Here is an 11,806-nt window from a genome sequence, read left to right on the forward strand (position 1 = left end):
TCAGAACTTGAGGAGATTGGCGGCGTCGACCGAGGCCGAACGGCGGGTACGGAAGATGGCCATGATGATCGCGAGGCCGACCACCACCTCGGCGGCGGCGACCACCATTGTGAAGAACGCGAAGACGTGCCCGTCGAGATTGCCGTGCATCCGGGCGAACGTCACGAACGCGAGGTTCGTCGCGTTGAGCATCAGCTCGATGCACATGAAGACGACGATCGCATTGCGGCGCAGCAGGACACCGGACGCGCCGATCGTGAACAGCAACGCCGACAGGTACAGGTAGTTCTCCGGGTTCACTGCTTCCCCTCCTTCTCGTCCCGGCGGGGTGCGCCGCGTTCACTCCGTCGGGGTGTGAGGACTCCGCTGACCGATCCGGGGGCCGGTGTTCCGTCCGGGAGCAGGGCCGCCATGTCGACGGCGTTGTGGCGGGCGTACACGCCCGGGCTCGGCAGTGGCGTCACCCGGCCGCCGGCTCGGAACCGCTGCCGCGACAGTGCCCGCTGGTCCGGTCTCGGCCCTATACGCTCTCGGTGTGCAAGCACCATCGCGCCGATCGTGGCGGTGATCAGCAGGCCGCCGGTCAGTTCGAACGCCCACACGTAGCGGAGGAAGATCAGCTCGGCGAGCGCGGGGACGTTGCCGATGCTGCCGGGCGCGCCGGCGTACGCTGCCGAGTTCGGGTCGGGCAGGCCGACGAACGCACTGACCGTGACGCTTCCGATGCCGCCGATCAGCAGGACCCCGAAACCGACCCCGGCGAACACGGCAGCAACCCGTTGCCCGCGAATGGTTTCCACCAAGGAGTCCGCCGAGTCGACACCGATCAGCATCAACACGAACAGGAACAGCATCATGACCGCGCCGGTGTAGACGACGATCTGGACGACCCCGAGGAACAGCGCGTCCTGCGCGATGTAGAAGACCGCCAGGATGATCATCGTCATGGCCAGGAAGATCGCGGAGTAGACGGCCTTCGGTGCGCACACGACACCGAGTGCGCCGATCACGCAGAGGGTGCCGAGAATCCAGAACTGGACCGCCTCAGCGCCCGAGGTGCGGGTGAAAGGTTCGGCGAGGGTCGCGGCGGCGAGTGCCGCAGAGGGCGTCACGACTGCGCCCCTGCCGTCGCGCCGCCCTCCGATGTGTCGCCGTTCGGGGCGGTCCCGGTGACGGTGCCGCGGTAGTAGTCCTCGTCGGTGCTGCCGGGTGCCATCGGGTGCGGCGGTGCGGTCATGCCCGCCTGCAGCGGCGCGAGCAGCCGGTCCTTGCCGAAGATCAGGTCGGCGCGGTTGTCGTCGGCCAGTTCCTCGAAGCTGTTGGTCATCGTCAGCGCGCGGGTCGGGCAGGCTTCGACGCAGAGCCCGCAGCCGATGCAGCGCAGATAGTTGATCTGGTACACGCGCCCGTACCGTTCACCGGGCGAGTAGCGCTCGGCCTCGGTGTTGTCCGCGCCCTCGACGTAGATCGCGTCGGCCGGGCACGCCCACGCGCACAGTTCGCATCCGATGCACTTTTCCAGTCCGTCCGGATATCGGTTGAGCTGGTGCCGACCGTGGTACCCGGGTGCCGTCGGTGGCTTCTGCTCCGGATAGAACTCGGTGTTCGGCTTCTTGAACATGGTCCCGAACGTGACGCCGAAACCGGCGAGCGAGTCGAGGAAACGGGTCATCGCGAACCTCCCGCGCGGTCGAATTCGGGCAGGCTTTGGCCCGGCAGCGGTGGCACCGGAAATCCCCCGGCCATCGGGTCGAACGGGGCCGGGGGCGCGGGGGCGGCGGCCGACCGGATCCGGCGCTGCACCCGCCACAGCAACGCGAGCAGCGCCACCGCGACGACCACACCGGCGACCACGAGCGTGATCGCCGCCGCGTCGTGTCCCTCGAGACGCAGGGCGCGGGCCCCCGCGACCAGCATCACCCACAGCAACGCGGCCGGGATCAGCACCTTCCAGCCCAGGTTCATGAACTGGTCGTAGCGCAGTCGCGGCAGCGTCGCGCGCAGCCAGATGAAGACGAACAGGAAACCCCACACCTTCGCCGTGAACCACAGCACCGGCCACCATCCGGTGTTCGCGCCGTCCCAGATGCTGATCGGCCACGGCGCGTGCCAGCCGCCGAGGAACAGCGTGGTCGCCAGCGCGGAGACGGTGACCATGTTGATGTACTCGGCGAGCATGAACATTGCGAACCGCAGCGAGGAGTACTCGGTGTGGAATCCGCCGACCAACTCCCCCTCGGCCTCGGGCAGGTCGAACGGGGCCCGGTTGGTCTCGCCGACCATCGAGGTCACGTAGATGAGGAACGACGGCAACAGCACGAAGAGGTACCAGGTGCCGTACTGCGAGGCGACGATGCCGGAGGTGCTCATCGTCCCGGCGTCGAGGAACACCGCGGCGAACGACAGGCCCATCGCGACCTCGTAGGAGATCACCTGCGCCGTCGACCGCAGCCCGCCGAGCAGCGGATAGGTCGAGCCGGACGCCCAGCCGGCGAGGACGATTCCGTACACCCCGACCGACGTGACGGCCAGGACGTAGAGGACCGCGACCTGCAGGTCGGTGAGCTGCAGCGGGGTGCGGTGGCCGAAGACGGAGACCTCGGGCCCGAACGGGATGACCGCGAACGCCATGATCGCAGGCACGATCGAGATGATCGGGGCGAGCAGGTACACCGGCCGGTCGACCCCGGCGGGGACGATGCCCTCCTTGAGGGCGAGTTTGATGCCGTCGGCGAGGGACTGCAGTGTGCCCTTCGGACCGACCCGGTTCGGTCCGACCCGCATCTGCATCCACGCCATCACCTTGCGTTCGGCGAGCAGGGCGACCAACGGTGTGAGGATCAGGAACACGAAGATGGCCAGCGCCTTCGCGACGACGAGCCACCAGGGGTCGTGGCCGAACGCCGACAGGTCGGTGCCTGCGGCGATCGGGGCCGCGCCGGATGCGAGCGTCGCGACGGTCATCACCGCACCTCCTCTCCGCGTCGGATCCGGACGAGCGATCCGACCGCGGCGCCGAGCTCGCGGCGGACCGCGCTGCCCGGGGAGTTCAGGGGCACCCACACCACCCGCTCCGGGAGGTCGGCGATCGCGGTGGGCAGCGTGATCGTGCCCCGGTCGGTGCTGACGGTCAGCGGATCTCCCTCCCGACAACCGATCTCGGCAGCGGTTGCGGCGCAGACGCGGGCGACCGAGGCATGCGCGGTGCCGGCGAGGTGCGGTTCTCCGTCCTGCATCCGCCCCCCGTCGAGGAGCAGTCGCCAGCCGGCGAGCACCGCCTCACCGGTCCCGGGCAGGTGCCGCGGCGGGGCCTGGACACCGGGCTCCGGTGCGCGGGCACCCTCCCATCGACCGATCTCGGCCAGCTCGGCGCGCGCGGCGGCCGCGCCGGGAAGCCCGATAGGAGCGTCCATCTCCGACGAGAGTGCGTGCAGCACCCGATGATCCGGCATCGTGCCGACACCGGTGAGCGCGACCGGGAACGGTCGGTCGCGACCCTCCCAGTCGACGAAGGTGCCCTCCTTCTCGGCGACTGCGGCCACCGGGAACACCACGTCGGCCAGGTCGGTGACCCGACTGCGGCGCAGGTCGAGCGCGACGACGAAGCCGGCCGCGGCGACGGCCGCGCGGGCCGCCGCCGGGTCGGGCAGGTCGTCGAGGTCGACGCCACCGACGACGAGACCCCCGAGCGCCCCGGATCGGGCGGCGTCGAGGATGGCTCCGGTGTCGCGTCCGACGGTCGCGGGCAGGTCCGTCGCGCCCCACCGGCCGGCGACCCGGCGCCGGGCGTCGACGTCGACGACGGGATGTGCGCCGGGCAGCAGCGTCGGCAGCGCCCCCGCTTCCAGCGCCGCACGCTCACCCGCACGGCGCGGGATCCACGCCAGCCTGGCCCCGGTGGCGTCCGCGAGTTCGGCCGTGGCCGTGAGGGTTCCGGGCAGCTCCGCGGCCCGCTCGCCGACCAGGATCAGCGCGCCGGGGGTGCGCAGCAGGTCGTTGCCGCGCAGCGCGTGCAACGCATCGACCTCACCGCCGGGGACGGCCTGCAGCAGGCGACCGGACAGCTTCCCGAGTCCGCGCCCGGCGTACGGGGCGATCGAGTACACCGGCAGGCCGCGCCGGCGTACGGCCTTGCGCAGCCGGAGGAACACGATCGGCGACTCCTCCTCCGGTTCGAACGCCACCATCAGCACGACCGGAGCCTGTTCGAGATCGGTGTAGGTGACGGCCATCCGCCGGCCCGCGACCCGCTCCGACAGGAAGCCCGTCTCCTCCACGGAGTGCGGCCGCGCCCGGAAGTCGACGTCGTTGGTGCCCAGACTCACCCGCGCGAACTTCGCGTAGGCGTAGGCGTCCTCCACGGTGAGACGACCGCCGGTCAGGACCCCGACACCGGCGGCGCCGCGCAGCCCGCGGGCGGCCACCGCCAACGCCTCCGACCACGACGCCGGGACCAGTTCCCCGTCGGGGTTGCGGACGAGCGGGGTGGTCAGCCTGTCCGGGGCGGTGGCATAGGTGAACGCCCACCTGCCCTTGTCGCAGTTCCACTCCTCGTTGACCTCGGGGTCGTCTCCCGCGAGCCGGCGCAGCACGGTGCCGCGACGGTGGTCGGTCCGCTGGGCACACCCGGATGCGCAGTGCTCGCACACGCTCGGAGTCGACACCAGGTCGAACGGGCGGGCCCGGAACCGGTAGGCCGCGCCGGTCAGCGCACCGACGGGGCAGATCTGTACGGTGTTGCCGGAGAAGTACGACTCGAACGGTTCGCCCTCGCCGATCCCCACCTGCTGCAGTGCGCCGCGTTCGAGGAGTTCGATGAACGGGTCGCCTGCGATCTGCTGGGAGAACCGGGTGCAGCGGGCGCAGAGCACGCATCGCTCGCGGTCGAGCAGCACCTCGGTCGAGAGCGGGATCGGCTTCGGATAGGTGCGTTTGGTGCCGGTGAAGCGGGATTCGCTGCGGCCGTTGGACATCGCCTGATTCTGCAGCGGACATTCGCCGCCCTTGTCGCACACCGGGCAATCCAGCGGGTGGTTGATCAGCAGCATCTCCATGACACCGCGCTGCGCCTTGTCCGCGGCCGGGGAGGTGAGTTGGGTGTGCACGATCATCCCGTCGGAGACCACGGTGGTGCACGACGCCATCGGTTTCGGCAGCCGGACCGGTGGCGCGCCCGGCTCACGTCCGGGCAGGGCGACCTCGACCAGGCATTGGCGGCACGCGCCGACCGGGTCCAGCAGCGGGTGGTCGCAGAACCTCGGGATCTGGATGCCGACCAGTTCGGCGGCGCGGATCACCAGGGTGTCCTTCGGCACCCGGACCTCGGCACCGTCGATCGTCAGTGTCACCAGATCGGCGGGGGCGGAAACGTTCTCGCTCAGGGTCACCGGACACCTCCTTCCGCGGTCAGGGCGGACCGGGCCGGGTCGAACGGGCACCCACCGTGCAGGAAGTGCGCGAGGTACTCGTCGCGGAAGTACTTCAGCGAGGAGTTGATCGGGCTCGCCGCGGCGTCTCCGAGCGCGCAGAACGACTTGCCGGCGATCCCGTCGGCGATGTCGAGCAGGGTCTCCAGGTCGGCGGCGGTGCCCTGCCCGGCCTCCATCCGCTCCATCACCTGCACCAGCCAGTAGGTGCCCTCCCGGCAGGGCGTGCACTTGCCGCAGGACTCGTGGGCGTAGAACTGCGTCCAGCGCAGCACCGCACGCACGACGCAGGTGGTGTCGTCGAAGATCTGCAGCGCCTTGGTGCCGAGCATCGACCCGGCGCCGGCGACACCCTCGTAGTCGAGGGGCACGTCGAGGTGCTGTTCGGTGAAGATCGGGGTGGACGAGCCGCCGGGTGTCCAGAACTTGAGCCGGTGCCCGGCGCGCACCCCGCCCGCGTAGCCGAGCAGTTCCCGCAGCGTCACGCCGAGCGGCGCCTCGTACTGGCCGGGCCGGGTGACGTGTCCGGACAGCGAGTACAGCGTGAAACCCGGCGACCGCTCACCCCCCATCGAACGGAACCAGTCCGGACCGTGCAGCACGATCGGGGGCACGCTCGCGATCGACTCGACGTTGTTGACGACGGTCGGGCTCGCGTACAGGCCGGCGACGGCCGGGAACGGCGGCCGCAGTCGCGGCTGACCGCGGCGGCCTTCCAGCGAGTCCAGCAGGGCGGTCTCCTCGCCGCAGATGTACGCGCCCGCACCGGCGTGCACGACCACGTCGAGGTCGAAGCCGCTGCCGAGGATGTCGCGTCCGAGGTAGCCGGCGTCGTACGCCTCGGCGACCGCGGCCTGCAGGCGCCGCAGCACCGGGACCACTTCGCCGCGGACGTAGACGAACGCGTGCCGGGCCCGGATCGCGTAGGCGGCGATCACGACGCCCTCGACCAGCGCGTGCGGGGTGGCCAGCATCAGCGGCATGTCCTTGCAGGTGCCCGGCTCGGACTCGTCGGCGTTGACGACGAGGTAGTGCGGTTTGCCGCCGGCACCCGTTCCCGACGAATCCTGCGGAATGAAGGACCATTTCGTGCCGGTGGGGAAACCGGCGCCACCCCGGCCCCGCAGCCCCGACAGTTTGACGGTGTCGATGACCGTGTCGGGGTCCGTCGCCAGTGCGACACGCAGCGCGCGGTAGCCGTCGTGGCGGTGGTAGGTCTCCAACGTCCACGATCGGGGTTCGTCCCAGTAACGGGTCAGCACCGGGGTCAGGGTCACGACACTCCTCCTTCCCGCTCGGCCACGTCCGGCCGGACCGGCGGCGGGGGTGCGCTCATGTCCTGTTCGCGGGCGACGCGCAGCCCGGCCAGGGTGGCCGCCCCGGCCTCGCCGGAGTCGACGGCGCCCGGGCGGGGGTCGGGGAAGCCGGCGAGGATGCGCTCGGTGTCCCGGAACGAGCAGGGCGACGCCCCCCGGGTCGGGGTGACCCGGCCACCGGCGCGCAGGGTGTCGACGAGGTCGGCGGCCGAGTCCGGGGTCTGGTTGTCGAAGAACTCCCAGTTGACCATCACGACCGGGGCGTAGTCGCAGGCGGCGTTGCACTCGACGTGTTCGAGCGTGACGACGCCGTCGGGGGTCGTCTGGCCGGGGTCGACCCCCAGGTGGGTACGCAGCCGGTCGAGGATCGCGTCGCCGCCCATGATCGCGCACAGTGCGTTGGTGCACACACCGACGAGGTAGTCGCCGGTCGGGGTGCGCCGGTACATCGAGTAGAACGTCGCGACCGCGGTCACCTCCGCCGGCGTGAGACCGACGTGGCCGGCGCAGAAGTCGATGCCGGCGGGGGTGACGCAGCCGTCCTCCGACTGCACGAGATGCAGCAGCGGCAGCAGCGCCGACCGCGGCTGCGGGTAGCGTGCGACGATCTCCTTCGCGTCGATGTCCAGCCGGGCCAGTACCTGCGGCGGGTAGCCGCGCTCCGCGGTCACCGGTCCACCCCGCCCATGACGGGGTCGATGCTCGCGACCGACGCGATCACGTCCGCGACCATGCCGCCCTCGCACATCGCGGACACCGCTTGCAGATTCGTGAACGACGGGTCCCGATAGTGCACACGGTAGGGTCGGCTGCCGCCGTCGCTGACCATGTGCACCCCCAGTTCCCCGCGCGGTGACTCGACCGCCACGTACACCTGGCCTGCCGGGACCCGGAAGCCCTCGGTGACGAGTTTGAAGTGGTGGATCAGCGCCTCCATCGAGGTGCCCATGATGTGTGCGATGTGCTCGGGAGAGTTGCCGAGCCCGTCCGGCCCCACCGCCAGGTCGGCGGGCCAGGCGATCTTCTTGTCGTCGACCATCACCGGGCCGGGCCGGAGCCGGTCCAGACACTGCTCGACGATTTTCAGCGACTCGCGCATCTCCCGAACCCTGATCAGGTACCGGCCGTAACAGTCGCTCCCGGTGTCGGTGACGACGTCGAATTCGTAGGTGTCGTAGCCGCAGTACGGTTCCGAGCGGCGCAGATCGTGCGGCAGGCCGGTGGCCCGGAGGATCGGCCCGGTCATGCCGAGCGCCATGCAGCCGGTCAGGTCCAGGTACCCGACTCCCTGCGTGCGGGCCTTCCAGATCGGGTTCTCGTTGAGCATGAGTTCGATGTCCCGCAACCGGTTCGGCAGGATCGCCAACAGGTCGGCCGTCGCGGTGAGGGCATCGTCGGAGACGTCCTGCGCGAGTCCGCCCGGTCGGATGAACGCGTGGTTCATCCGCAGGCCGGTCATCTTCTCGAACACGTCCAGGATCAGTTCCCGCTCCCGGAAACCGAACAGCATCGCGGTGACCGCGCCAAGCTCCATCCCGCCGGTCGCGAGCGCCACCAGGTGCGAGGAGATCCGGTTCAGCTCCATCAGCAGCACCCGGATCACGGTGGCACGCTCCGGAACCAGATCGGTGATGCCGAGCAGCTTCTCCACCCCGAGGCAGTAGGCAGTCTCGTTGAAGAACGGGGACAGGTAGTCCATCCGGGTCACGAACGTGACGCCCTGCGTCCAGCTGCGGTACTCCAGGTTCTTCTCGATCCCGGTGTGCAGATAGCCGATCCCGCAGCGCGCCTCGGTGACCGTCTCCCCCTCGATCTCGAGGATCAGCCTCAGCACTCCGTGCGTCGACGGATGCTGTGGACCCATGTTCACGACGATGCGCTCGTCGCCGGACTCCGCTGCCGCTCCGACGATCTCGTCCCAGTCCTGGCCGCCGGCGCTGTAGACGACGTCGGTGGGGTCGCTGCTGGTGCCGTTCATCAGTTGTATGCCCTCCGCTCGTCGGGCGGCGGAATCTGCGCGCCCTTGTACTCGACCGGGATGCCGCCGAGCGGGTAGTCCTTGCGCTGTGGGTGGCCCTGCCAGTCGTCGGGCATCTCGATCCGGGTCAACGCGGGATGCCCGTCGAACACGATCCCGAAGAAGTCGTACGTTTCGCGTTCGTGCCAGTCGTTCGTGGGGTAGACCGCGTACAGCGACGGCACGTGCGGGTCGGCGTCCGGGACCGAGACCTCGAGCCGAACCCGCCGACCCCACGTGATCGACATCAGCGGATACACCGCGTGCAGCTCCCGGCCCAGGTCCTCCGGGTAGTGCACGCCGTTGACGCCGAGGCACAGTTCGAACCGCAGGACGGGATCGTCACGCAACGCCTGTGCGACCGCGGGCAGATGGGGTGCCCGGACGTGGAAGGTGAGCTCGTCCCGGAACACGACGACCTTCTCGATCGCCTCGGCCGCGGGCACGCCTGCCTCCGCCAGCGCGGCGTCGAGTCCATCCGCCACCTCGTCGAACCACCCGCCGAACGGCCGGGTCGTACTGGGCGGCAACGTGACCGGGCGCACGAGCCGGCCGTAGCCCGAGGTGTCGCCGGTGCCCCGCACCCCGAACATGCCGTGACGGACGTCGATCACGTCCGGCACCGCCGTCTCGTCCTGGGGGAGGCTGCCCTCGGGGCCGGCGGTCGCCTCGCTGTCCCGGGGTCCCGTGAAATCGGAGGTCATCGCAGCAGCCCCCGCATCTGGATGGTCGGGGTCGCCGCCAGTGCCGCGGCCTCGGCGGCCCGAACCGCCTCCTCTCGGTTCACACCGAGCGGCATCTGCTGAATCTTCTCGTGCAGCTTCAGGATTGCGTTCAGCAGCATCTCCGGTCGCGGCGGGCAGCCGGGGAGGTAGATGTCGACCGGGACGAGGTGGTCGACGCCCTGCACGATCGCGTAGTTGTTGAACATGCCGCCGGACGACGCGCACACCCCCATCGCGAGCACCCATTTCGGCTCGACCATCTGGTCGTACACCTGCCGCAGCACCGGGCCCATCTTCTGGCTGACCCGACCGGCGACGATCATCAGGTCCGCCTGGCGGGGGGAGGCGCGGAACGCCTCCATTCCGAACCGGGCGATGTCGTAGCGGCCGGAACTGGTCGCCATCATCTCGATCGCACAGCAGGCCAGACCGAAGGTCGCCGGCCACAACGATCCCTTGCGCGCGTATCCCGCGAGTCCCTCGACCGTGGACAGCAGGAACCCGCTCGGCAGCTTCTCCTCGAGACCCATGATCCTTGCCTCAGCTCCCTGTTCGACCCGATCCGCCCGTCCCGCACGATGATCCGGCTTCGTTCGGGGCTCGCGCCGACCGTCCGGTCAGTCCCAGGCCAGTCCGCCACGACGCCACTCGTAGGCGTAGGCGACCGACACGTTGACGACGAACAGCGCCATGGCCGCGAATCCGAACGTTCCGAGTGAGTCGAAGTACACCGCCCACGGGTACAGGAAGACGATCTCGATGTCGAAGATGATGAACAGCATCGCGGTCAGGTAGTACTTCACGGGAATCCGCTGGCCACTCGCCCCACCGATGCCACTGCCGTGCCGGTCGGGTTGCGACACCGGCTCGATGCCGCACTCGTAGGCCTCCAGCTTTGCCCGGTTGCGACGGCGCGGCCCGACGACCGAGGCCACCGCGACCGAGAACACGGCGAACACGACCGCGATCGCGCCGAGTACGAGGATCGGGATGTAGACGTTCACGGAGTCCGGCCTCCCCTGCACGTGGGTGGGTCCGGCGGAGGCCCTCCGGGAGCGAGGTGACGCACAGCCGCCGAGCGGCAGCCGGGGACGTTCCGGCACCGCGCCGGAACCGCCGTCCGTCCTGCTCGACTCGCCTCACGACCTGCTCCCTGGTCCGACGCATCCGCTGAGCTGTCACTGCAACCGCAGGGAGCGGGACGATCGGACGGTGACGCCGGTCACGTCCGCTCCTTGGAGCCGAACATACCCCCGGCCGCTCGCACGCGTGAGCCGCGACACTCCCGGGGCTGGTCGGGTCGTGGTGGGTCGGGGCGGACGCGACCGTCAGGAATGTGCGCGCAGCAGCGCGACAACCTCCGTGGTCAGGCGAATCGGGTCGATCGGGTGCGGGACAGCGGCCTCGGCGCGGGACCAGGACGCCAGCCAGGCGTCGTCGGGCCGTCCGGTGAGGACGACGATCGGGGGGCAGTCGTCGATCTCGTCCTTGAGCTGTTTGGCGATGCCCATGCCGCCGGCGGGAGTGGCCTCGCCGTCCAGGACGGCCAGGTCGATGCCGCCGGCGTCGAGGTGCTGCACGACGACCGGTGCCGTCGCGACCTCGAGGCACTCGATCTCGGGGAGGTCCGGGTCCGGGCGGGTGCCGAGCGCGGTCACGACCTGCCGGCGGGTGTTCACGTCGTCGCTGTACACCAGAATGCGGAGGCGCGGTAGGTCAGACGTCACGTTTCGATGCTACCGGCGAATCCCATGTCACCCCGGCAACCGGCGGTCGCGTCGGTCGTCGCGTTCCGATTCCGACAGCCCACCCCAAACCCCGTACTGCTCAGGGACGCTCAGCGCGTGATCCCGGCAGACCTGCATGACGGGGCATTGCGCACACACCGCCTTCGCGGTGCGGATCCGCCACGTCCGCGACGACCCCCGCGCACCCTCCGGGTGGAAGAACATCGCGCTGTCCATTCCGCGGCAGCGAGCCCGCAACTGCCAGTCCCAGTCCGCGGTGGTCGCGGCGGGCAATGCGGTCGCCTGCCCCAGTCGTGCCATCGCCATCTCTGCGAATCCCCTTCGCTCGTCCAGCCGTCAGGCCAGGGCTCGCAGGCGCGGCGCCAGATCACGCTCGAACAACTCCAGGAACCGACGCTGATCATGACCCGGCGCATGAAACACCAGATGATTCAACCCCGCATCCACATACCGCCCGACCGCCTCGACCGCCTCGTCCGGATCCGACGCCACGATCCACCGCTTCGCGACCTGCTCGATCGGCAACGCATCCGCCGCCGCCTCCATCTCGATCGGATCCTCGATCGAATGCTTC

Annotated in this window: 13 protein-coding genes and 1 pseudogene; all 14 read right to left on the reverse strand. The window is 69.9% G+C overall.

Annotated elements, in window-relative coordinates:
- On the reverse strand, positions 1–300 hold the full coding sequence (gene nuoK / locus ABD951_RS04460; protein WP_345342539.1) for an NADH-quinone oxidoreductase subunit NuoK: 300 nt from the start codon (positions 298–300) through the stop codon (positions 1–3).
- Entirely contained in the window at positions 297–1,112 is an 816-nt protein-coding gene (locus ABD951_RS04465) for an NADH-quinone oxidoreductase subunit J (protein WP_345342540.1), read from the reverse strand. Before ABD951_RS04465 ends, nuoK begins: the two co-directional genes overlap by 4 nt.
- On the reverse strand, positions 1,109–1,672 hold the full coding sequence (gene nuoI / locus ABD951_RS04470) for an NADH-quinone oxidoreductase subunit NuoI (protein WP_345342541.1): 564 nt from the start codon (positions 1,670–1,672) through the stop codon (positions 1,109–1,111). The genes ABD951_RS04465 and nuoI overlap by 4 nt, the downstream gene beginning before the upstream one ends.
- Positions 1,669–2,964, reverse strand: coding sequence for an NADH-quinone oxidoreductase subunit NuoH (gene nuoH, locus ABD951_RS04475; RefSeq protein WP_345342542.1), 1,296 nt, complete (start codon positions 2,962–2,964; stop codon positions 1,669–1,671). The genes nuoI and nuoH overlap by 4 nt, the downstream gene beginning before the upstream one ends.
- On the reverse strand, positions 2,964–5,387 hold the full coding sequence (locus tag ABD951_RS04480; RefSeq protein ID WP_345342543.1) for an NADH-quinone oxidoreductase subunit G: 2,424 nt from the start codon (positions 5,385–5,387) through the stop codon (positions 2,964–2,966). The genes nuoH and ABD951_RS04480 overlap by 1 nt, the downstream gene beginning before the upstream one ends.
- Positions 5,384–6,703 (reverse strand): NADH-quinone oxidoreductase subunit NuoF, encoded by a 1,320-nt coding sequence (gene nuoF / locus ABD951_RS04485; RefSeq protein ID WP_345342544.1) that lies wholly within the window; start codon positions 6,701–6,703, stop codon positions 5,384–5,386. Before nuoF ends, ABD951_RS04480 begins: the two co-directional genes overlap by 4 nt.
- Complete coding sequence (nuoE, locus tag ABD951_RS04490) at positions 6,700–7,413, reverse strand: NADH-quinone oxidoreductase subunit NuoE (protein WP_345342545.1); 714 nt, start codon at positions 7,411–7,413, stop codon at positions 6,700–6,702. Before nuoE ends, nuoF begins: the two co-directional genes overlap by 4 nt.
- Entirely contained in the window at positions 7,410–8,720 is a 1,311-nt protein-coding gene (nuoD, locus tag ABD951_RS04495; RefSeq protein WP_345342546.1) for an NADH dehydrogenase (quinone) subunit D, read from the reverse strand. The genes nuoE and nuoD overlap by 4 nt, the downstream gene beginning before the upstream one ends.
- The gene (locus ABD951_RS04500; protein ID WP_345342547.1) at positions 8,720–9,463 is read right to left on the reverse strand and encodes an NADH-quinone oxidoreductase subunit C; all 744 of its coding nucleotides are present in this window, start codon (positions 9,461–9,463) and stop codon (positions 8,720–8,722) included. The genes nuoD and ABD951_RS04500 overlap by 1 nt, the downstream gene beginning before the upstream one ends.
- Positions 9,460–10,014 carry a NuoB/complex I 20 kDa subunit family protein gene (locus tag ABD951_RS04505; protein WP_345342548.1) on the reverse strand — a complete coding sequence of 185 codons (555 nt, stop codon included), beginning with the start codon at positions 10,012–10,014 and terminating at the stop codon, positions 9,460–9,462. Before ABD951_RS04505 ends, ABD951_RS04500 begins: the two co-directional genes overlap by 4 nt.
- Before the next feature lie 87 nt (positions 10,015–10,101).
- Complete coding sequence (locus tag ABD951_RS04510; RefSeq protein WP_345342549.1) at positions 10,102–10,488, reverse strand: NADH-quinone oxidoreductase subunit A; 387 nt, start codon at positions 10,486–10,488, stop codon at positions 10,102–10,104.
- Positions 10,489–10,812: 324 nt separating this feature from the next.
- The gene (locus tag ABD951_RS04515) at positions 10,813–11,211 is read right to left on the reverse strand and encodes an Rv3143 family two-component system response regulator (RefSeq protein ID WP_345342550.1); all 399 of its coding nucleotides are present in this window, start codon (positions 11,209–11,211) and stop codon (positions 10,813–10,815) included.
- 27 nt (positions 11,212–11,238) lie between these two features.
- A complete protein-coding gene (locus ABD951_RS04520; protein ID WP_345342551.1) occupies positions 11,239–11,538 on the reverse strand; it encodes a WhiB family transcriptional regulator in 300 nt (99 codons plus the stop codon).
- A 30-nt stretch (positions 11,539–11,568) separates the two neighbouring features.
- Positions 11,569–11,806 (reverse strand): annotated as a pseudogene (locus ABD951_RS04525) (glucose-6-phosphate dehydrogenase (coenzyme-F420)); the annotation flags it as partial.

This window comes from Rhodococcus olei, from assembly GCF_039540555.1.
GTDB classification, from domain to species: domain Bacteria; phylum Actinomycetota; class Actinomycetes; order Mycobacteriales; family Mycobacteriaceae; genus Rhodococcus_G; species Rhodococcus_G olei.